Consider the following 21,226-nt stretch of genomic DNA (forward strand, 5'->3'; position numbering starts at 1 on the left):
CGGCATGAGCGACTCCCTGGTGATCGCCCGGCGGAACGTCATCCGCCTCACCCGGATCCCGGAGATGGTCGTGTTCGGCCTGATCCAGCCGATCATGTTCGTGGTGCTGTTCAGCTACGTCTTCGGCGGCTCGATGGTGATCGGAGGCTCGACCAGCGCCAGCGCCTACCGCGAATTCCTGATGGCGGGCATCTTCGCCCAGACCGTCACCTTCGCCACCGCGGGCGCCGGCGCGGGCATCGCCGACGACATGCACAAGGGCCTCATCGACCGCTTCCGCTCGCTCCCCATGGCCCGCGGCGCGGTACTGACCGGCCGCACCCTGGCGGACCTGATGCAGACCGCGCTGACGATGGTGGTGCTGGCGATCGTCGCCCTCCTCGTCGGCTGGCGCATCCACGAGGGCATCCCCAAGGCGCTCGCCGGCTTCGGACTGCTGCTCCTGCTCGGCTACGCCTTCTCGTGGATCGGCGCGCTGATCGGCCTGTCGGTGCGCACCCCGGAGGCGGCCACCTCAGGGGGTCTGATCTGGCTGTTCCCCGTCACGTTCATCTCCAACGCCTTCGTCCCAACCGAGAACATGGCGAGCTGGCTCCAGCCCATCGCCGAGTGGAACCCGTTCAGCGCCACCGTCCAGGCCTGCCGCGAACTCTTCGGCAACCCGGGCGTCTCCCGGTCCGACGCCTGGCCGATGGTCCACCCGATCTGGGCCTCACTGATCTGGTCGGTCCTGATCATCCTGCTCTTCCGCACCCTCGCGGTCCGCAAGTACCGCGGCGCGGACGGCTGACGACCCGTACCGGATCCTCCCGGGAACGCAGATGCCCGGCCGGGGTGAACCCGGCCGGGCATCGTGCACGAGGGTCAGGAAGGAAAACGGTGACCGAGGGTGATCAGCCGGTGAAGGGCTTGACGTCCAGGATCTTGACCGAGGCCTTCTTGCCGTTCGGCAGCTCGTACTCGGCGTCCTCGCCGATCGACTTGCCCAGGACACCGCTGCCCAGCGGGGACTGCGGGGAGTACGTCTCGAAGTCCGAGGACGCGTACTCGCGCGAGGCCAGCAGGAACTCCATCGTGTCGTCCTCGTCGCCGTCGAAGGCGATCTTGACGAGCGTGCCGGGGGCCACCACGCCGTCGGACGCGGGCGCGGTGCCGACCTTGGCGTTCTCCAGGAGCTGCGTGAGCTGGCGGACCCGGAGCTCCTGCTTGCCCTGCTCCTCCTTGGCCGCGTGGTAACCGCCGTTCTCGCGCAGGTCGCCCTCCTCGCGGGCGGCTGCGATCTTCGTTGCGATCTCCGTGCGGGCGGGACCAGAGAGGTAGTCCAGCTCCGCCTTCAGCTGGTCGTACGCCGCCTGGGTCAGCCAGGTGACGCTTTCGCTCGTCTGGGTCACGGGTGCTCCTCGTCGGTACAGGGGACTACTGGCCGCCGTCGGCGGACGAAACCACGAGCCTAACAATTCGGGAAGAAAAGGGGGAGGACCCCAGAGGCTCATTGCCTCCTGGAGCGCGTCTTCAACCCTCTTCGCGCGTCAGTGCGCGGAAGCCGCCGGCGCGCAGCCGACCAGCTCGACCATCGTGGCCCTGCTGGTGGTCTTCAGGGTGACGACCTCGTCCACCCGCGACCGGTCCTGCGCGAAGGTGAAGTCCGCCCGGCCCACCTCGCCGTGCCCCTCGTCCTGGGAGCTCAGGGAGCAGACACCGGTGACCGAGGCCTCCTTGCGGACCTCCAGGTGCACCTTCACCTCGGTGTCCGAAATCACCTGGAACTTGATCACTTCGGCGCTCACGCTCTGCGACGAGATGTAGCGCCAGCCGATCCAGCCGACCACGCCCAGCAGCAGAGCGCCCAGCGCCGATCCGATGATCTTGAGCTTCCGGTCCGTACGCTCGTCCGCCGACCGGCCGTACCGGCCCTCGGGCAGTCCTTCGCGCACCGCGCTCATGATCGATCCTCTCGCCGGGGACGGCTCGGTCACCCCTGGAATTTTCCGTCCCCCAGTTCGGTCACTATAGGAGCTGAGTGTCGCGCCGAATCGCAGAGGATCCTGTTTTGACCGAGCAGCTTCGACTGATGGCCGTCCACGCCCACCCCGACGACGAGTCGAGCAAGGGCGCGGCCACCATGGCCAAGTACGTGTCCGAGGGGATCCCCGTGCTGGTCGTCACCTGCACCGGTGGCGAGCGCGGCTCGATCCTGAACCCCAAGCTCCAGGGCGACAAGTACATCGAGGAGAACATCCACGAGGTCCGCGCCAAGGAGATGGACGAGGCGCGCGACATCCTCGGCGTCGAGCAGGAATGGCTCGGCTACGTGGACTCCGGCCTCCCGGAGGGCGACCCGCTGCCCCCGCTGCCCGAGGGCTGCTTCGCGCTCGCGGACGTCGAGGAGGCCGCCGGCGAGCTGGTGAAGAAGATCCGCGCGTTCAAGCCGCAGGTCATCACCACCTACGACGAGAACGGGGGCTACCCGCACCCCGACCACATCATGACCCACAAGATCTCCATGCTGGCCTTCGAGAGGGCGGCCGACACCGAGAAGTACCCGGAGAGCGAGTACGGCCCGGCCTACCAGCCGCAGAAGCTCTACTACAACCAGGGCTTCAACAAGCCGCGCACCATCGCCCTCCACGAGGCGCTCCTCGCGCGCGGCCTGGAGTCCCCCTACGGGGAGTGGCTGGAGCGGTGGAAGGAGTTCGAGCGCAAGGAGCGGACCCTGACCACCCACGTCCCCTGCGCCGACTTCTTCGAGATCCGTGACAAGGCGCTCATCGCCCACGCCACCCAGATCGACCCGGACGGCGGCTGGTTCCGCGTCCCGATGGACATCCAGAAGGAGGTCTGGCCCACCGAGGAGTACGAGCTGGCGAAGTCGCACGTCGACACTTCCCTCCCCGAGTCCGACCTCTTCGCGGGCATCCGGGAGAATGCCTAGCTATGAGCGCTACGCAGGCAGCACTGACCCAGCTCCTTCCGCTGGCGGGTGACACCTTCGACAAGAACAAGGTGACGCCCGGCCTCCTCGGCTTCATCGTGTTCGCGGCCCTCGCCATCGGCGTGTGGGCCCTGATGAAGTCGATGAACCGGCACATGGGCCGGGTGAACTTCCAGGAGGCCCCGGAGCCGGCGGCCCCGGCCGCTCCCGGCACGGACGGCACCCGGACCCCGTAGGGCCGACCGGGGGCGTACGGGGGCTCTCCCGCCCCCGGCGTGCCTGGGTGCGGCCTTTGCCCGGCCGGACGGCCGCACGGGCCGCGCACAGGCCCCTCCCGCAGGCCCTCCGCGCGCCGCCCCGGCCGGGACGACCGGTCGGGCGGCCGTTGCCCGTGCGCCCCGTACCGCCCTGCGGTTCCCGAGACGCAGCTCGCGCCGGGGATATCGGTGCGGGGCGCCGCGTCAGGCCCGCGGGACCCCCATGACCTCCCGCGCGTGCAGGTTCGGGACGAGGCCGAGCCGCCACGCCTGCCAGCCCTCCGCCGGATCCACCCCCCGGCCCAGGATCACCCCGTACGTCTCCAGGCAGTCCTCCAGCCGCCCGTCACGGGCCGGATGCGGCGCCTGCACCAGCCGTCCCAGCTCCGCCCGCGCCTCCTCCGGCGCCGCCGGAACCGCGTACGGCAGCACCGTGCACCGCAGGAACCGCGCCCAGTCCTCCCCGCGCCGGTCCCCGTACGAGATGAACAGCCGCACCGCCTCCTCGCACAGATCCAGCGCCTGCGACAGACGGCCGTTGCCCGCGTCGATCACCGCCAGCTCCAGACACGTCCACGCCTCGCCGTGCGCCAGCCCGATCCGCCGGAAATCCGCCCGTGCGTCCACCAGCAGCTGACGGGCGAAGCCGGAATTGCGCAGGTTCCCCGTCTGCGCCGCCCGCTGGTCCCGTGTCACCCGGCCCGAGTGGTGGCGGGCGTGCGCCAGCCCGTACACGTCCCGCATCCGGGAGAACATCGTCCGCGCCCGCTCCAGCTCCCGTACCGCCTCGTCGCGCCCGCCGCCCACCTCAAGCGCCTGCCCCAGGTAGTACTGCGTCCACGCCTCGCCGCGCGCGTCCTCCGCCTCCCGGTGCCGGGCCAGCGCCTCCCGCAGCCCCTCCACCGCGGGCCCCGGATCCCCGTCCACCACCCGCGCCCGGCCCAGCTGCGTCAGCGCCCAGGCCTCACCACGGTCGTCGCGGGTACGCCCGTACAGCTCCAGGGCCAGCCGCAGCTCCGCCTCCGCCGGCTCCACGTCCCCGAACCGCAGGTGCACCTGGCCCAGCTGGAAGTGCGCCCACGCCTCACCGTGCACGCTCTCGTTCTCCCGGTGCAGGGCCAGCGAGGTCTCCAGCAGCCGCGTCGCCTCCGCCAGCTGCGCCCGGTCCCGCTCCACCGCCGCCAGCGCGTGCAGCCCCCACGCCCGGTCGCCCGCCAGCTCCGCCGGCTCCTGCAGCACCAGCGCCTCCCGGATGCGGACCGCCGCCTCCGGGAGATTGCCCTGGTGGTGCAGGGTGATGCCGAGCGAGATCAGGGCCATCGCCGCAGCCGCCTCCTGATCGGCCTCCATGTACTGGTCCACCACCGAGGCCAACGTCGTACGGGCCTTGTCCAGCTCGCCCAGCTGGCGCGCCGCGATACCCGTACGCCACTGCACCGACCGCACCAGCCGCCCCTGCTGCCCCTTCAGACCGTTCTGACCCGCCGCCACCGCCTGCGTCAGCTCGTCGATCTCACCCAGCCGGTACAGGTCCCCGCGCAGCAGACAGAAGTCGCACAGCGCACCCAGCAGATCGAGCACCGCCTGCTGATCCACCCCCTCCGAATGCCGCAGCGCCGCCGTGATGAAGCTCGACTCGTCGTCCAGCCAGCGCAGCGCCGCATCCAGCGAGGCGAAACCGTGGACCCCGAACTGATTCGCCCGCGTCGACATCTTCCCGTCGACCATCCGGATCACCGAGTCGGCGAGCTGCGCGTAATTGCGGATCAGCCGCTCGTGCGCCGCCGCGGCCTGCGCCCGGTCCGCGTCCGTCGCCTCCTCCTCCGCCTCCTCCGCCTCCTCCGCCGCTTCCTCCGCCGCCGACCGCGCCGCCGCGTAGGAGCGCACCGCGTCGTGCATCCGGAACCGCTGGCCGCGCACCCGCTCGATCAGCCCGGCCTCCCACAGCTCCTCCAGCGTGCGCAGCGCCGCCGCCTCCGGTACGTCCGCCAGCGCGGCCGCCGCCGCCCCGCCGAGCGACGCCCGACCCGCCAGCGGCAACCGCCGCAGCAACTGCCGGGCGGGCTCCGCCAGGCGCGCGTCCGCCGCGCGCAGCGCCGCCTCCACCGGGTGCGCCGCGGCACCGCCCACGAGGGCCCGGCCGTCGCCCGCCAGCGGAGCCAGCATCCGCAGCGCGAGCGGGAGCCCGCCGCTCAGCTCCACCACCGCGGCCACGTCCTCCTGCGCCACGCCCGCCGCCGGGAGCAGCTCCGCCGCCTCGTCCGCCGCCAGCCGCTCCACCGGCAGCTGGTACACCCACGCCGCCAGATCGGCCGGCAGCTCCAGCGGCTCCCGCGCCGTCACCAGCACCAGGCTCTCGGAACGCTCCGGGACCAGCATCCGCACCTGCGCCGCGTCCACCGCGTCGTCCAGGAGCACCGTCACCGGAAGCCCCTGCAGGTGCTGGTGGTACAGCTCGCCGAGGCGCCGCACCTGCTGCTCCGCCGACGCCCCCTCCCGGAACAGCAACTGCTCGCGCGGCGCACCCAGCCGGTTCATCAGGTGCAGCAACGCCTCGCGCGTCGCCAGCGGGGCCTCCCCGGACGCCTCCCCGGCCGAACCGCCCCGCAGGTCCACCACGCACGCACCCCGGAACTGGTCCCGCAGCCCGTGCGCCGCCCGCAGCGCCAGCGCCGTACGGCCCACCCCCGGCTCCCCGTGCAGCACCACGACCACCGGCCGGGTCTCCGTACTCGCGCGGGCCGCCTGCACCCACTGCGCGATCCGGGTCAGCTCCGCCCGCCGCCCCACGAACACCTCGGCCGGAGCCGGCAACTGCCCGAAGGAATGCTCCAGCGCACTGCGCCGCCGCGCCTCCGCACTGCGGTCCGTACCGCGCAACTGCGGAGCGGGCCGGGGCGCCGTCCGGGCCGCGGGACGCGCCGCCCGGGTCGCCGCGGCCACCGCACGCTGCTGCTCCAGGAACGGGCGTATCCCGCGCACCTCCAGCGCCGACATCCACTGCAGCTTCAACTGCTCGGCCCCGCCGGGCCGGCCCAGCTCCCCGGCCCGCCGGTTCGCGGCCGGCAGGTGCAGCGCCGTCACCTTGGCCACCGTCGCCACCGCCCCGGCGATCCCCACGACCGCCCCCGCGGTCAGCGCCGTACCGGCCGCCACACCGAGCGACAGGTCCGCCCCCACGGCCGTCGCCGCCGCGACCGCCGTCACCAGCAGCGCCGTGGAGGTGTTGCCCCGCCGGAAGGCCTCACCGAGCGACTGGTCCCCGGCCGCAGCCTCGTCCAGAGCCCGCACGTACGCCTCGTACTCCGGCGCCGCACTCGCGGCGAGCGCGTCCAGGGCCTCCTTGCCCCGCGCCAGCAACGTCGCCCGGTCGATACCCGCACCGCCCGCACCGGCTGCGCCCGCCCCCCGCTGCGCCGCCTCGTCCACGGCCCGCTCCAGCAGTCGCTCGGCCTCACCGCGATGGCTGTCCCGCATCGGCATCCCCCTCAAGAGAGCTCCGGCAACGAGCCCCAAGTGTCCTGCGGGACTCCGCCGAGCGCGAGGGAATCTGAGCTACTTCAGAGGGAAGCGCTCACTTCCTCCTGCAGGCGGGTCGAATCCCGTCAACTGGCATGCACGGAGCGAGACATGACGAGCCATCGCTCACACACGACTCCGCCCCGACCCCGGTGCGCGACAACACTGCCCCCGCGCACCGGCCGTGCCCGCCGCTCACGGGGGCCGCCCTGCGACGCGACGGCCCGGCCGACGGTCTGACGGCCCGGTAGCGGGGCGCACGCCGGCCGGTGCGGCAGGATGGGGCCATGCCGAACCGCCTCGCGAACCAGACCTCTCCGTACCTGCTCCAGCACGCCGACAATCCCGTCGACTGGTGGCCGTGGTCGCCCGAGGCCTTCGCGGAGGCACGCGAGCGCGGGGTACCCGTGCACCTCAGCGTCGGCTATTCGAGCTGCCACTGGTGTCATGTGCTCGCCGGCGAGAGTTTCGAAGACGAGCTGACCGCCGCCTACATGAACGAGCACTTCGTCAACATCAAGGTGGACCGTGAGGAGCGGCCCGACATCGACGCCGTCTACATGGAAGCCGTGCAGGCGGCCACCGGTCAGGGCGGCTGGCCCATGACCGTCTTCATGACGGCCGACGCCGAGCCCTTCTACTTCGGGACCTACTTCCCGCCCGAGCCCCGGCAGGGGATGCCCTCCTTCATGCAGGTGCTCGAAGGGGTGCGGACCGCCTGGGCGGGGCGGCCCGAGGAGGTCGCCGAGGTCGCGCAGCGGATCGTACGGGACCTGGCCGGACGGGAGTTGGACTACGGCAAGGCCGGGACGCCCGGACCCGAGGAGCTCGCGAAGGCGTTGCTCGGGCTGACGCGGGAGTACGACGCCACACGAGGCGGATTCGGCGGTGCGCCGAAGTTCCCGCCGTCCATGGTGCTGGAGTTCCTGCTGCGCCACCACGCGCGCACCGGGTCCGAGGGAGCGCTGCAGATGGCCGCCGACACGTGCGAGGCCATGGCGCGCGGCGGGATCTACGACCAGCTCGGCGGCGGCTTCGCGCGCTACTCCGTGGACCGGGAGTGGGTGATCCCGCACTTCGAGAAGATGCTCTATGACAACGCCCTGCTGTGCCGCGTGTACGCGCACCTGTGGCGGGTCACCGGCTCCGATCTCGCGCGCCGGGTCGCGCTGGAGACCGCCGACTTCATGGTCCGGGAGCTGCGCACCGAGCAGGGCGGCTTCGCGTCCGCGCTCGACGCCGACAGTGCGGATCCGCTGACCGGCGAGCACGTGGAGGGGGCGTACTACGCCTGGACGCCCGCCGAGCTGCGGGAGGTGCTGGGGGAGGACGACGGGGATCTGGCCGTCCGGTACTTCGGGGTGACCGAGGAGGGGACCTTCGAGCACGGGAAGTCGGTCCTGCAGCTGCCGCAGGACGGGCCCGCCGTGGAGGCGGGCCGGCTCGCCGGCATCAAGGAGCGGCTGCTGGCCGAGCGGGGGCGGCGGCCCGCGCCCGGGCGGGACGACAAGATCGTCGCCGCGTGGAACGGGCTGGCGATCGCCGCGCTCGCCGAGTGCGGGGCGTACTTCGAGCGGCCGGACCTGGTGGAGCGGGCGACCGAGGCGGCCGATCTGCTGGTGCGCGTGCACATGGACGGCCGGGCCCGGCTGTCGCGCACCAGCAAGGACGGCCAGGTCGGCACCAACGACGGGGTCCTGGAGGACTACGGCGATGTGGCCGACGGCTTCCTCGCCCTGGCGTCCGTGACCGGCGAGGGGGTCTGGCTGGAGTTCGCCGGATTCCTCGTCGACCTGGTCCTGGCGCGGTTCACCGCCGAGGACGGTTCGCTGTACGACACCGCGCACGACGCCGAGAAGCTCATCCGCAGGCCGCAGGATCCCACCGACACGGCCGCCCCGTCGGGGTGGACGGCCGCCGCGGGCGCGCTGCTCTCGTACGCGGCGCACACCGGGTCGGAGCCCCACCGCACGGCGGCGGAGCGGGCGCTCGGGGTGGTGCACGCGCTCGGGCCGCGCGTGCCGCGGTTCATCGGGCACGGGCTGTCGGTGGCCGAGGCGCTCCTCGACGGACCCCGCGAGGTGGCGGTCGTCGGCCATCCGGAGGATCCGGCGCTGGCGCTGCTGCACCGGACGGCGTTGCTGGGGACGGCTCCCGGGGCGGTCGTGGCGGTCGGTCTTCCGCGTGCGGCGGACGGCGGGGGCGGTGAGTTCCCCCTTCTTGCCGAGCGCACACTTGTGCACGACCTTCCGACGGCGTATGTCTGTCGACATTTCGTCTGCGCGCGGCCTACGACGGAACCGGTCGAACTGGCGGAGCAGTTGGGTGTGGTTCGTCCCTGAAGGTGCGGGAGTGCCGTCAATTCCGGTTGCGTGTGTATGAGTTCAGAAACGGGTCTTTAATTTTCGATGCAGCTGAGTGTCATGTTCGCTGCCTAATCTCGTAGCTTCGGGAGTCACCGAGGCCGCGCACTGGGGGGTGCGCGCGAGGGGGAAGCGGGGGCGGCGGGCCGGGGGGCCCGCCGTGAGCCCCCGGGGGTTTTTGATCGCCGCCGGGGGGCGGCGGGTCTGTGGGGGACCTTTTGTACACATCTGTGTTCATCGCTGTCATTTCCCTGGCGCTCTTCTGGATGGCCGCCTTCACGCTCTGGTGGCAGATGCACGCGTGGCGGACCCCCGAGGTGCTCGCCTCCACGCGCTTCGACCGCCCGGACGGGGAAGGCCGCCTCGCCTTCTCTCTGCTGCTGCCGGCCCGTCACGAGCAGGCGGTCCTGGAGCACACCATCGACCGGCTCCTGGAATCGAGCCACACCGACTACGAGATCATCGTGATCGTCGGACACGACGACCCCGGGACGGCAGCCGTCGCCGAACGGGCCGCCGCCCGCGCGCCGGCCCGCGTACGGGTCGTCGTCGACCACCACGAGACGAAGAACAAGCCGAAAGCCCTCAACACGGCCCTCCCGTCCTGCCGCGGCGACGTCGTCGGGGTCTTCGACGCCGAGGACCAGGTCCACCCGGAACTGCTCGCCCACGTCGACCACGCCTTCCGCTCCACGGGCGCCGACGTGGTCCAGGGCGGGGTCCAGCTCATCAACTTCCACTCCAGCTGGTACAGCCTGCGCAACTGCCTGGAGTACTTCTTCTGGTTCCGCTCGAGGCTGCACCTGCACGCCGAGAAGGGCTTCATCCCGCTGGGCGGCAACACCGTCTTCGTCCGCACCGAGGTGCTGCGCGAGGCCGGCGGCTGGGACCAGAACTGCCTCGCCGAGGACTGCGACCTCGGGGTCCGGCTGTCGTCGGCGGGCAAGAAGGTGGTCGTCGCCTACGACTCCGACATGGTCACCCGCGAGGAGACGCCCGGCTCGCTCGTGAGCCTGCTCAAGCAGCGCACCCGCTGGAACCAGGGGTTCCTGCAGGTGTACCGGAAGAAGGACTGGCAGCAGCTGCCCGGGCGCGGCCAGCGCTGGCTGGCCCGCTACACGCTGATGACGCCCTTCATGCAGGCCGCGTCGGGCGTGATCATCCCGCTCAATTTCGCCGTCGCGGTCTTCTTCGACGTGCCGGTCGGCATCGCGATCATCACCTTCCTTCCCATGATCACGGCGATGGTGACGTTCGTGTTCGAGATCGTCGGGCTGCACGACTTCGGCCGCCAGTACGGTCTGCGCGTCCGCTTCGGGCACTACGTCAAGCTCGTCGTCGGCGGCCCGTTCTACCAGGTGATGCTCGCGGGGGCCGCGATCCGTGCGGTCTGGCGCGAGCAGCGCGGCCGCAATGAGTGGGAGCTGACGAGTCACACCGGCGCCCACCTGACGACCGCCGCCGCCCCGGCCGCTGCCGCCCACGCCACCGCCGCCACCGCCCCGGCCGCTGCAGCAATCGCCGCCGCCACCGCGTCCGTGCCCGCCGTGTCATCCTCCTCCGTCTCCCTCGCGATCCGAGAGGACAGCCGCCGGTGACCGCCACCCTGCCCACGGCCACTGATCCCCAGCCCGCGACCCTCACCGTCCCCGGCCCGCGCACGCCCGTCGCCGGGGGGCTCGGCGTCCGCCCGCCGGCGCCCGCCCGGCCGCTCGTGCGCTTCCGCTCCTCCCGCCCCGACCTGCTGCTGTGCGGGGCCCTGCTGCTCGTGATCCTGCTGGTGCAGGGCTGGAACATCACCCACTTCCCGACCCTGAGCGACGACGAGGGCACCTACCTCGCTCAGGCGTGGGCCGTCCAGCAGGGCGACGGCCTCGCCCACTACACGTACTGGTACGACCATCCGCCGCTCGGCTGGATCCAGATCGCGGGCCTGACGTACCTGCCGTCCCTCTTCGTGCCCGACGCGATGACCGTCGCGCCGATGCGGCTGTCGATGCTCGCCGTCTCCGCCGCCTCCGCCGTGCTGATGTACGTCCTCGCGCGCCGGCTGTGGCTGCCGCGCTGGGCGGCCGGGCTCGCGATGGGCCTCTTCGGGCTGTCGCCGCTCTCCGTGGTCCTGCAGCGCGAGATCTTCCTCGACAACCTCGCCGTGATGTGGATGCTGCTGGCCTTCTGCCTCGCCGCGTCCCCGAGCCGTCACCTGTGGCACCACTTCGGGTCCGGGCTGGCGGCGGCCACCGCCGTCCTGACCAAGGAGACGATGCTGGTGGTGCTCCCGGCGCTGCTGGTGACGATGTGGCGCCACAGCCACCGCGACACCCGCAAGTTCGCGGTCACCGGGGCGATCACCGCCTGCGCACTGATCGGGCTGTCGTACCCGCTGTACGCCCTGCTCAACGGCGAGTTGCTGCCGGGCTCCGGGCACGTCTCGCTCATCGACGGCATCACCTACCAGATGGGCCGCGAGGGCTCCGGCTTCATCCTCACCCCCGGCTCCGGCTCGAACGGCGTCCTGCGGTCCTGGCTCTACTACGACACCGTCCTGCCGCTCGGCGGGCTGGCCGGCGCCGTCCTGATGCTGGCCACCGTCCTCCCCCGAGCTCTCGGCTTCGCCCGAGCAGGGGGGACCCCCACGTCCGTGACCGCCCGCGCCCTGGCCGGTCCCGCGCTCGCCGCCGTGATCCTCGCCGTCGTCGCGATGCGGCCCTCCGGCTACCTCCCGGCGATGTACGTGATCCAGGCGCTGCCCTTCCTCGCGCTCGTCCTCGCAGGGGGCGCGGCGAGCGTCACGCACGCCGTACTGCGCCGCCGCCGGGGCCCGGGGGAGGGACGGCCGCGGCTGTGGGCGCGCCGGGCACTGATCGGCGTACTCGCCGCGTCGGCCGCGGTGTACGTGCTGCCGCGCTGGTACGAAGGCAACCGCACCGCGCTCACGGCCGACGCGAACGCCCCGTACCGGCAGGCCGCGGCCTGGCTCGGCAGCGAGGTCGCCGATCCGGCGAGCACCCGGGTGCTGCTGGACGACGCGCTCTGGCTGGACGCGGTGCACCACGGCTTCGAGCCGGGCCTCGGCGCGATCTGGTTCTACAAGGCGGACCTCGACCCGGCCGTCTCCCGGACCCTGCCGCGGGGCTGGCGGGACATCGACTACGTGGTCTCCTCGCCCACCGTGCGCCGTGACGCGGTGAACCTGCCCCATGTGCGGGCGGCGCTGGAGCATTCGGCCGTGGTGGCCGTCTTCGGGTCGGGCGAGGACCGCATCGAGATACGCCGGACCGACCGCGCCGACGACCCCGCCCCCGACCGCGCCCAGCGCCCCGACGACCCCGACCGCCCCGGCGCCGCCGACCGTACGAGTGGGAGCTGAGCCGCCATGAGCGAGGATCTGTGGTCCCTCCATGACCCGGTCGATGCGGATTTCACCGCTCCGCAGGCTCTGACCGGCAGCGTCACCCTCATCATTCCGACCTTCAACGAGTCCGGGAACATCACCGAGCTGCTGCGCCGCCTCGGTGACGCACTGCCCGACCCCGACCACCTGCCCTGCGCGGTGCTGTTCGTGGACGACTCCACGGACGACACCCCCGCCGTCATCGAGAAGGCCGCCGCCGACCACCCCTTCCCGGTGTCCGTCCTGCACCGCCGGACCGCCGAGGGAGGCCTCGGCGGCGCCGTCGTGGAAGGCATCAAGCGCGCGGACACCGACTGGATCGTGGTCATGGACGCCGACCTCCAGCACCCGCCCCACCTGGTGCCCGAACTCGTCGGCGAGGGCGTGCGCACCGGCGCCGATCTCGTCGTCGCCTCCCGCTACATCAGCGGCGGCAGCCGGGCCGGGCTCGCCGGGAGCTACCGCATCGCCGTCTCACGCGCCGCGACCTGGCTGACCAAGGGGCTCTTCCCGCGTGCGCTGCGCGGGATCAGCGACCCGATGAGCGGCTTCTTCGCGATGCGCCGCTCCGTCGTCACCGCGGACACCCTGAAGCCGCTGGGCTACAAGATCCTGCTGGAGCTGGCGGTGCGCTGCCGCCCCGGCAGGGTCGCCGAGGTGCCGTTCGTCTTCCAGGACCGGTACGCGGGGGAGTCCAAGTCCACCGCCCGCGAGGGCATGCGCTTCCTCGCCCACCTCGCCGCGCTGCGCTCGGCGACCCCGCTGGCCCGCATGATCGGCTTCGGGCTGATCGGGCTCTCCGGGTTCGTCCCGAACCTGGCCGCGCTCTGGCTGCTCACCCACGCCGGGATGCACTACCTCCCGGCCGAGATCGTCGCCAACCAGGCGGGGGTCCTGTGGAACTTCCTCCTCATCGAGTCCCTGCTCTTCCGCGACCGGCGCGGGCACCGCCACTGGGCGGACCGGGCCGGCCGCTTCGCGCTGCTGGCCAACGCCGATCTGCTGCTGCGCATCCCGCTGATCGCGCTGTTCGTGGCCCGGTTCGGGATGGAGGTGCTGCCGGCCACCGCCCTGGCGCTGGTGACCACCTTCGTCCTGCGGTTCGCGGCCACCGAGGCCCTCGTCTATCTGCCGCGCCACACCAGGAGCCGAGCCGCACAGAAGGGAACCTTTCCATGCGTCTGACGATCCGGCGGAGGGCCGGGCGGAGGGCCGCCCTGCTCGCCGTCGGGGCGCTGACCGCGGGCCTGTTGCTCACCGCACCGCAGCAGGCCACGGCCGGTCCGCCCAATCTGCTCTCCAACCCCGGTTTCGAAACGGCCGGTTCCGCCGGCTCCGACATGCCGTCCTGCTGGTCCAGGTCCGGCTGGGGCGACAACGACTTCACCTTCGCCACCGTCGCCGACGCGCACAGCGGCACCAAGGCGATGAAGGTCTCGCTCACCCGCCGCGTGGACGGCGACCGCAAGGCGCTGGTCACCGAGAACACCACCTGCGCCCCGGCCGTCACGCCGGGCCGGCAGTACGACCTGTCCGCCTGGTACAAGTCGAACACCCCGGACGTGTCGGTGACCGTGTTCCGCCGGGACACCACGGCGGGCTGGCAGTACTGGACCGACCTGCAGAATCCGCCCGTCACCGCCGCCTGGGCGCGTACCGAGGTCCGTACGCCGGTCGTGCCGCCCAACACCGACAAGATCGCGTGGGGCCTGTCGGTCTACGGGGTGGGCACGCTCACCACCGACGACTACGTGCTGGAGGAGGTGGGCGCCGCCCCGCCGCTGCCGGCCTGTTCGGGCACGGCGGAGGAGTGCGCCAAGGGCAGGTGGCAGGTGATACCGGCCCAGAACCCGGTGCGTTCGATGCACGCGGTCGTGCTGAGGAACAGCAAGGTTCTGCTGATCGCGGGCTCGGGCAACGACATAGCCCAGTTCAACGCGGGCACCTTCACCTCCGCCGTCTACGACCCGGCGAACGGGTCCTTCAGGACGATCCCGACCCCGGTCGACATGTTCTGCGCGGGCCACGTGCAGCTGGCCGACGGCCGGGTGCTGGTGATGAGCGGCAACAAGGGGTACCCGTCGGCGGACGGCTCGATCGGCTACCAGGGGCTGAAGGACTCCTACACCTTCGACCCGGCGACCGAGACGTACACGAGGACGAACGACATGAACGGCGGGCACTGGTACCCGTCGGCGACGATCCTCGGCAACGGTGACGTGATCTCCTTCGGCGGGCTGAAGGAGGACTCCACGGGCAATGTGACCGCGGAGAAGTTCTCGGCGGCACAGAACAAGTGGCTGCCGATGAACGAGGTCAACCAGACCTGGTCCTACTGGGGCCTGTACCCGTCGATGATCCTCATGCAGGACGGACGGCTCTTCTACTCGGGCAGCCACACCTTCGGCAACGGCACCCCGGGCACCGGCGCCTCCATCTACGACTACGACGCCAACACCGTCACCGACGTGCCGGGCCTGCGGAACAAGGACGAGCGGGACGAGTCGGCGAGCGTGCTGCTGCCCCCGGCCCAGGACCAGCGGGTGCTCACCATCGGCGGCGGCAACAACGAGCGCAACCCGGCGGCCAACCGGCTCACCGACATCATCGACCTCAAGCAGCCCAGCCCCGGCTACACGGCCGGCCCGCCGATCCCGCAGGGCCTGGTCGACCAGGGCCAGGGCAAGCGGCCGCAGACCGGTGACGAGGGCAAGATGTTCGTGTCGGCGGTACTGCTGCCGGACGGCAAGGTGCTGGAGACCGGCGGCGGGCTGCACGACCGGGCCGACCCGGTCTTCGAGGCCTCCTTCTTCGACCCGTCGACCAACACCTACCAGGCGGGCCTCGCCACCGACCCGATCCCGCGGACCTACCACTCGGCGTCGTTCCTGATGCCGGACGGCCGGGTCATGTCGGTCGGCGACAACCCGGGCAACGGGACCTACAACCACAACGTGTCGCTCTACAGCCCGCCGTATCTGTTCAAGGGCGCCCGCCCGCAGATCACTTCGGTGATCGACACTCAGTGGGTGTACGGGGACACGCAGCGGATCACCGTGAACCGGCCGATCGCCAAGGCGGAGCTGATCCGTCCGGCTGCGGTCACCCACTCCTCCGACCCGAACCAGCGGTTCGTGGACCTGCCCATGACGGTCGACGGCAACAACATCGACCTGAACGTCACCAGCAACCCCAACCTGGCGCCGCCGGGCTGGTACATGCTCTTCGCGGTCGACGCGAACGGCGTGCCGTCGATCGCGACCTGGGTGCACCTGGGCGGCCCGTCGGCGCTGGCGGCCGCCCAGGAGCGGCCCTCCGCGCACGAGCACGCCTTTGCGGACAGGCCCGGGCCGGCCAGGAAGAACCCGGCGAAGCGGGACTCGGCTCCGGTCGCGCCGGGCGTGGCCGGCTGCGACCGGCACTACGGCACGGTCAACGTGTGCGTGCCGACGCGCTTCCCGGCCGAGGTGAAGGGGACGACGAAGGCCCGCTGCGACTGGCTGGCCGCCCACACCTACCCCAAGCGCCTGAAGGTCAACGGCAGCGATCCGCTGCGCCTGGACCCCGACCGCGACGGCTACGCCTGCTGAACCCATGGGCGAGGGCCCGGCCGCAGGTGCCTGCGGCCGGGCCCTCGGCCCTCGGTCCTCGCGCTTCGGCCCTCGTCAGTGCTGGTACGCGGCGAGCGAGATGCCGATGTAGTGGGCCACGAAGGCCGCGAGGGTCAGCGAGTGGAAGACCTCGTGGAAGCCGAAGAAGCGGGGGGAGGGATTGGGGCGCTTCATGCCGTAGATGACCCCGCCCACGCTGTAGAGGAGGCCGCCGACGATCACCAGGACCAGCACGGCGATCCCGCCGGTGCGCATGAAGTCGGGCAGGAAGAAGACCGCCGCCCAGCCCATGGCGATGTAGCAGGGGGTGTAGAGCCAGCGCGGGGCGCCGACCCAGAAGACGCGGAAGGCGATGCCGGCGGCGGCCGCGATCCAGACCGCCCACAGCAGGGTCCGCCCGGTGGAGGGCGGCAGCAGCAGGACGGTCAGCGGGGTGTAGGTGCCCGCGATGATCAGGAAGATGTTGGCGTGGTCGAGCCGCCGCAGGATGGCCTCGCCCCTGGGCCCCCAGGTGCCGCGGTGGTAGACCGCGCTCACGCCGAAGAGCAGGCAGGCCGTGAGGATGTACACCCCGCAGGCGACCCGGGCCCGGGTGGAGTCGGTGAAGGCCATGAGGACCAGGCCCGCGATGACCACGGCGGGGAACATTCCGGTGTGCAGCCAGCCGCGCATGAGCGGCTTCTCCTCCAGGGCGGTCTCGACCGCCTCAAGGGCCTCGACGGCCGGTGTGGACTCGGCGACCGGGACGGCGGCGGCATCAGAAGTCATGCGCGCCATGCTACCTACGGGTCCGTAGGTTGCCGGCAGTGGTCTTTACGGAAGATTGACGGACGTGGCAATGCTCACGTGAGAGGCCCTCTGGACATATGCGCACATCCACCGGATGATCAGATGAGTGCGGTCGACACCGGATGAGCGGAGCGCGAAGCATCCGGGTCGCAGCCCCCACGGGGCCTACACCAAACAAACCCCTCAACAAGGAGCAATCGTGGCGCGCGACAACGCGGCTCCCACCAGTTCGACTCTTCCCACCAATCACGCAGCGCTGATCTCCTGGGTGGACGAGATCGCAGCCCTCACCCAGCCGGACCGCGTCGTCTGGTGCGACGGCTCCGAGGGCGAGTACGAGCGCCTGTGCGAGGAGCTCGTGGCCAAGGGAACGTTCAAGAAGCTCGACGAGACGAAGCGCCCGAACTCCTACTACGCCGCCTCCGACCCCTCCGACGTCGCGCGCGTCGAGGACCGGACCTTCATCTGCTCCGAGAAGGAGGAGGACGCGGGCCCGACGAACCACTGGAAGGCCCCTTCCGAGATGAAGGAGATCTTCGCGGGGGAGAAGGGCATCTTCCGCGGCTCCATGAAGGGCCGGACGATGTACGTCGTCCCGTTCTGCATGGGCCCCCTCGGCTCCGAGCTCTCCGCGATCGGCGTCGAGATCACCGACTCCGCCTACGTCGCCGTCGCCATGCGCACCATGACCCGCATGGGCAAGGCCGTCCTCGACGAGCTCGGCACCGACGGGTTCTTCGTCAAGGCCGTCCACACCCTCGGTGCTCCGCTCGCCGAGGGCGAGGCCGACGTGCCGTGGCCCTGCAACACCACCAAGTACATCTCGCACTTCCCCGAGACCCGCGAGATCTGGTCCTTCGGATCCGGCTACGGCGGCAACGCCCTCCTCGGCAAGAAGTGCTACGCCCTGCGCATCGCGTCCGTCATGGCCCGCGACGAGGGCTGGCTCGCCGAGCACATGCTGATCCTCAAGCTCACCCCGCCGGCCGGTGAGGGAGAGACGAAGTACGTCGCCGCCGCGTTCCCGTCCGCCTGTGGCAAGACCAACCTGGCCATGCTGGAGCCCACGATCTCCGGCTGGACCGTCGAGACCATCGGCGACGACATCGCCTGGATGCGCTTCGGCGAGGACGGTCGCCTCTACGCGATCAACCCCGAGGCCGGATTCTTCGGCGTCGCCCCCGGCACCGGCGAGCACACCAACGCCAACGCCATGAAGACCATGTACGCCAACACCGTCTTCACCAACGTCGCGCTCACCGACGACGGCGACGTGTGGTGGGAGGGCATGACCGAAGAGGCGCCCGCGCACCTCATCGACTGGAAGGGCAACGACTGGACTCCGGCCTCGGAGACCCCGGCCGCCCACCCCAACGCCCGTTTCGCCGTCCCGGCCGCCCAGTGCCCGACGATCGCCTCCGAGTGGGAGGACCCCAAGGGCGTCCCGATCTCCGCGATCCTCTTCGGCGGCCGCCGCGCCTCCGCCGTGCCGCTGGTCACCGAGTCCTTCGACTGGAACCACGGCGTATTCATCGGCTCGAACATCGCCTCCGAGAAGACCGCCGCCGCCGAGGGCAAGGTCGGCGAGCTGCGCCGCGACCCCTTCGCCATGCTGCCGTTCTGCGGCTACAACATGGGCGACTACATGGGCCACTGGGTCAAGGTCGGCGCCGACAAGGACCAGGCCAAGCTCCCGAAGATCTACTACGTGAACTGGTTCCGCAAGAACGACGCGGGCAAGTTCGTGTGGCCCGGCTTCGGCGAGAACAGCCGCGTCCTGAAGTGGATCGTCGGCCGCCTCGACGGCACCGCCGAAGGCGTCGAGACCCCCATCGGCATCCTGCCGACCAAGGAGTCCCTCGACCTCGACGGCCTGGACCTCCCGGCCGAGGACCTCGACTTCCTCCTCACGGTCGACAAGGAGGTCTGGCGCGAGGAGGCCGCCCTGGTCCCCGAGCACCTCAACACCTACGGCGACCACACTCCCAAGGAGCTGTGGGACCAGTACCACGCACTCGTGGAGCGCCTGGGCTGAGCCAGGACGCGCCCTGAAGAAGGGCCGATGAACGTGGGAGCCCCCGACCAAGCGGCGCCCACCGCTGTGGGAGCCCCCGACCAAGCGGTTCCCACCGCAGCACACGACCGACCTCAGGAGCGTCCGCGCTCCTCGAGGTAGGCCGTGTGCGTCTGCTGACGGCGGGCCTCTGCTTCGCGGAGGTCCGCCGTCACTCTTTCCGCCTCCGCGTACAGCAGGTCCAGCTGACGCTCCAGATGGAGCTCCGGGGACTCCCCGCCCGGAGTCAGCCGGTTCCACCAGCGGGTCCGGTTGTACGTGTCCACGCACTCCGGCACGTCCCGCCGGATCGCCCGGGACAACGCGTGCACCGCCTCCGGCTCCGTGGCCAGGACCTCCGCCACCCACCCCGGCTCCAGCAGTGCCCCGTACAGCTCCAGCAGCCCGGTCCACCGGGCCCCGGCCGTCGCCGGCAGCTCCACCTCGCCCAGGTACTCACCGAGCCGCGCGAAGTCCGCGCGCAGGGCGCCGACCTCCTCGCTCGGGTCGAAGGGCGGCGGCGCCACCCGCTCCGGCGGGGCGATCAGCGCGCCCGCCCCGTACAGCCCGGCGATCACCAGCGGCCAGTACGCCCCCGCCACCCCGGCGAGGGTCAGGCCCAACCCGACCAGGCCGCAGGCGGAGCCCGCCAGGTTCTTGCGCGACTCCAGATACCCCAGCATCCGGCGCGCCCTATTGATAGCCACGGATCTCCTCGAAGGCTCCGGCCAGCGAACCGGTCCCGCCGGTGGCGTCGAAGAGCCGCCCGCCGGTCAGCTCCGTGATGTGGGTGAGCTCCTTGCGGTCCGAGTCGCCGAACAGCACCGCGAAGACCGGCGTCTGCTTCCGGGCCGGCGGCAGGGCCGCGTAGAAGGAGTCGAAGTGCCCCGCCCCGACGCCCTCGGTGTTCTCGCCGTCCGTCATCAGCACGATCGAGGTGAACGCGTCCGTACCGCCCTTGCCGAGGTGCTGGTACGCCGCCTCCAGACTGCCGTAGACCGCCGTACCCCCCTCCGGCTCCAGCGACTTCACGTCCCCCCGGATCGCATCCAGCGCCGGACCCGGATTGCCCGGCTCGACGACGTGCGTCCGCACCTTCTTCACCTTCGACCCGAACGGCAGCAGCGTCACCTCCTCCCGGTCCCGGAACCGCCGCCCGGTCCCCGAACTCCCCGAGCCCGTCAGATCGGTGAGCGCCGACTTCAGCCGCCCGATCCGGTCCTCGTCGCTCATCGACCCCGAGGTGTCCAGGACGTACACCGTCCGCGAGGGCCGGCGCAGCTCGTTCTCGTACGAGGCCAGCAGCCCGTCGGCGACCGCCCGCGAGCCGGGGAACGGCAGCTCGCGCCGCTTCTCGGCGTCCAGCCCCGCGGCCGGCGCCACCCCGGCCGCGACCGGGCGGCGCAACGTCTGCTCGGTGATCGCCCGCTGCGCCTCGGGACCCCGCAGGTACTCCGTGAGCGCCCGCCCCGCATCACGGGCCCCGGCCGGGGCCGAGGTCAGCAGCGTCAGCGGATAGTTCGCGGTGACCACACCGTCGAGCGGCCGGATCACCGTCAGCGGCGCCCCGGCGTCCTTCGCGTCCCGGTTCATCGACATCAGCACCGACTCGTAGTTCACCAGCGCGTCCACGTCCCCGCGCTTGGCGTAGGCGGACACCAGCCAGCCCGAGGAGCCCGAGGTCAGCTTCTGCCCGGCGAAGAACTCCTTCAGCCGGGGCGTGGCCGCCCTCACGTCCGGCTCGCTCAGCGCCGCCTGCGCGCCCGACAGCCCCGAGGCCACCGACACCAGCGCCGAGAAACCGGAGTTGGAGCGCACCGGATCCGTCATCCCGTACGTCAGCCTCCCGGCGGCCACCGCCTCGTGCACCGCCGGCCAGGTCACCTCCCCGGGCTTCCAGCCGAGCCGCGCCAGCGCCTGCGGCTTCACCCCGAGCGCGACCGGCGAGGACATCACCGGGGTCTCGCTGGAGAGCTTCCCGGCGGCCTCCGGCCGCAGCCGCAGGTAGTCGTTGGAGGAGAGCCAGATCGCGTCGTACTTGCCGTCCGCCTCCCCCGACACGACCTGCTCGACGGCGTCCAGCGTCCCGGACCAGGTGAACTCGACACCGATCCCGGTGGCGGCCTTCGCGGCCTTCAGCACGGGCTCCATGTCGCTGAGCTCACTGGAGGCCAGTACCCGCAGGCGGCCCTCCTTGTACGCCGACTCCCCGGGCCCGGCCGGCCCGGCGTCGGTGCAGCCCACTGCGGCCATCAGCCCGGCGACGGCGAAGCCGATCCAGCCCCGCGGCCGCATGCCCCGCTCGCGC

Annotated in this window: 15 protein-coding genes; 9 read left to right on the forward strand and 6 right to left on the reverse strand. The window is 71.5% G+C overall.

Annotated elements, in window-relative coordinates; all coding sequences use genetic code 11:
* The first annotated feature begins 4 nt into the window (after positions 1-4).
* On the forward strand, positions 5-790 hold the full coding sequence (locus OG444_RS24320) for an ABC transporter permease (RefSeq protein ID WP_327266911.1): 786 nt from the start codon (positions 5-7) through the stop codon (positions 788-790).
* 103 nt (positions 791-893) lie between these two features.
* On the opposite strand, the gene greA is transcribed toward OG444_RS24320, so the two are convergent.
* Positions 894-1,391: a transcription elongation factor GreA gene (gene greA / locus OG444_RS24325; protein WP_314254598.1), complete on the reverse strand. Its 498-nt coding sequence runs from the start codon at positions 1,389-1,391 to the stop codon at positions 894-896.
* 138 nt (positions 1,392-1,529) lie between these two features.
* Positions 1,530-1,943, reverse strand: a complete 414-nt coding sequence (locus OG444_RS24330) for a DUF4307 domain-containing protein (protein ID WP_327264160.1) — start codon at positions 1,941-1,943, stop codon at positions 1,530-1,532.
* Between the two features lie 107 nt (positions 1,944-2,050).
* Here OG444_RS24330 and mca point away from each other — a divergent pair, with 107 nt between their 5' ends.
* Together mca and OG444_RS24340 are read left to right on the forward strand one after the other, a co-directional pair.
* Positions 2,051-2,932, forward strand: a complete 882-nt coding sequence (mca, locus tag OG444_RS24335) for a mycothiol conjugate amidase Mca (RefSeq protein ID WP_327264161.1) — start codon at positions 2,051-2,053, stop codon at positions 2,930-2,932.
* 2 nt (positions 2,933-2,934) lie between these two features.
* Positions 2,935-3,168 carry a hypothetical protein gene (locus tag OG444_RS24340; RefSeq protein WP_327264162.1) on the forward strand — a complete coding sequence of 78 codons (234 nt, stop codon included), beginning with the start codon at positions 2,935-2,937 and terminating at the stop codon, positions 3,166-3,168.
* A gap of 225 nt (positions 3,169-3,393) precedes the next feature.
* Here OG444_RS24340 and OG444_RS24345 read toward each other — a convergent pair whose 3' ends face one another.
* Positions 3,394-6,666, reverse strand: a complete 3,273-nt coding sequence (locus OG444_RS24345) for a tetratricopeptide repeat protein (RefSeq protein ID WP_327264163.1) — start codon at positions 6,664-6,666, stop codon at positions 3,394-3,396.
* 329 nt (positions 6,667-6,995) lie between these two features.
* Here OG444_RS24345 and OG444_RS24350 point away from each other — a divergent pair, with 329 nt between their 5' ends.
* The 5 genes from OG444_RS24350 (at position 6,996) to OG444_RS24370 (ending at position 16,055) form a co-directional block, all read left to right on the forward strand.
* Positions 6,996-9,050 (forward strand): thioredoxin domain-containing protein, encoded by a 2,055-nt coding sequence (locus OG444_RS24350; protein ID WP_327264164.1) that lies wholly within the window; start codon positions 6,996-6,998, stop codon positions 9,048-9,050.
* A 239-nt stretch (positions 9,051-9,289) separates the two neighbouring features.
* Positions 9,290-10,669: a glycosyltransferase gene (locus OG444_RS24355; protein ID WP_327264165.1), complete on the forward strand. Its 1,380-nt coding sequence runs from the start codon at positions 9,290-9,292 to the stop codon at positions 10,667-10,669.
* A complete protein-coding gene (locus OG444_RS24360) occupies positions 10,666-12,441 on the forward strand; it encodes an ArnT family glycosyltransferase (protein WP_442810604.1) in 1,776 nt (591 codons plus the stop codon). Before OG444_RS24355 ends, OG444_RS24360 begins: the two co-directional genes overlap by 4 nt.
* A gap of 6 nt (positions 12,442-12,447) precedes the next feature.
* Positions 12,448-13,650 carry a glycosyltransferase family 2 protein gene (locus OG444_RS24365; protein WP_327264166.1) on the forward strand — a complete coding sequence of 401 codons (1,203 nt, stop codon included), beginning with the start codon at positions 12,448-12,450 and terminating at the stop codon, positions 13,648-13,650.
* On the forward strand, positions 13,641-16,055 hold the full coding sequence (locus OG444_RS24370; RefSeq protein ID WP_327264167.1) for a galactose oxidase-like domain-containing protein: 2,415 nt from the start codon (positions 13,641-13,643) through the stop codon (positions 16,053-16,055). Before OG444_RS24365 ends, OG444_RS24370 begins: the two co-directional genes overlap by 10 nt.
* Positions 16,056-16,130: 75 nt before the next feature.
* Here the strand turns inward: OG444_RS24370 and trhA are convergent, their stop codons facing one another.
* Positions 16,131-16,844 carry a PAQR family membrane homeostasis protein TrhA gene (trhA, locus tag OG444_RS24375; RefSeq protein WP_405790367.1) on the reverse strand — a complete coding sequence of 238 codons (714 nt, stop codon included), beginning with the start codon at positions 16,842-16,844 and terminating at the stop codon, positions 16,131-16,133.
* A gap of 220 nt (positions 16,845-17,064) precedes the next feature.
* On the opposite strand from trhA, the gene OG444_RS24380 reads away from it, so the two are divergent.
* The gene (locus OG444_RS24380) at positions 17,065-18,900 is read left to right on the forward strand and encodes a phosphoenolpyruvate carboxykinase (GTP) (RefSeq protein WP_327264168.1); all 1,836 of its coding nucleotides are present in this window, start codon (positions 17,065-17,067) and stop codon (positions 18,898-18,900) included.
* A 113-nt stretch (positions 18,901-19,013) separates the two neighbouring features.
* Here the strand turns inward: OG444_RS24380 and OG444_RS24385 are convergent, their stop codons facing one another.
* Together OG444_RS24385 and OG444_RS24390 are read right to left on the reverse strand one after the other, a co-directional pair.
* The gene (locus OG444_RS24385; RefSeq protein ID WP_327264169.1) at positions 19,014-19,625 is read right to left on the reverse strand and encodes a hypothetical protein; all 612 of its coding nucleotides are present in this window, start codon (positions 19,623-19,625) and stop codon (positions 19,014-19,016) included.
* A complete protein-coding gene (locus OG444_RS24390) occupies positions 19,612-21,213 on the reverse strand; it encodes a substrate-binding and vWA domain-containing protein (RefSeq protein WP_442810777.1) in 1,602 nt (533 codons plus the stop codon). Before OG444_RS24390 ends, OG444_RS24385 begins: the two co-directional genes overlap by 14 nt.
* Positions 21,214-21,226: the final 13 nt, after the last annotated feature.

This window comes from Streptomyces sp. NBC_01232 (assembly GCF_035989885.1).
Taxonomy (GTDB): Bacteria; Actinomycetota; Actinomycetes; order Streptomycetales; family Streptomycetaceae; genus Streptomyces.

Coding starts and splice junctions, on each gene's coding strand:
- OG444_RS24365 (WP_327264166.1), top strand. CDS start 12,448: ATGAGCGAGGATCTGTGGTCCCTCCATGACCCGGTCGATGCGGATTTC.
- OG444_RS24340 (WP_327264162.1), top strand. CDS start 2,935: ATGAGCGCTACGCAGGCAGCACTGACCCAGCTCCTTCCGCTGGCGGGT.
- OG444_RS24345 (WP_327264163.1), bottom strand. CDS start 6,666: ATGCGGGACAGCCATCGCGGTGAGGCCGAGCGACTGCTGGAGCGGGCC.
- OG444_RS24390 (WP_442810777.1), bottom strand. CDS start 21,213: ATGCGGCCGCGGGGCTGGATCGGCTTCGCCGTCGCCGGGCTGATGGCC.
- OG444_RS24370 (WP_327264167.1), top strand. CDS start 13,641: ATGCGTCTGACGATCCGGCGGAGGGCCGGGCGGAGGGCCGCCCTGCTC.
- OG444_RS24320 (WP_327266911.1), top strand. CDS start 5: ATGAGCGACTCCCTGGTGATCGCCCGGCGGAACGTCATCCGCCTCACC.
- OG444_RS24330 (WP_327264160.1), bottom strand. CDS start 1,943: ATGAGCGCGGTGCGCGAAGGACTGCCCGAGGGCCGGTACGGCCGGTCG.
- trhA (WP_405790367.1), bottom strand. CDS start 16,844: ATGACTTCTGATGCCGCCGCCGTCCCGGTCGCCGAGTCCACACCGGCC.
- OG444_RS24350 (WP_327264164.1), top strand. CDS start 6,996: ATGCCGAACCGCCTCGCGAACCAGACCTCTCCGTACCTGCTCCAGCAC.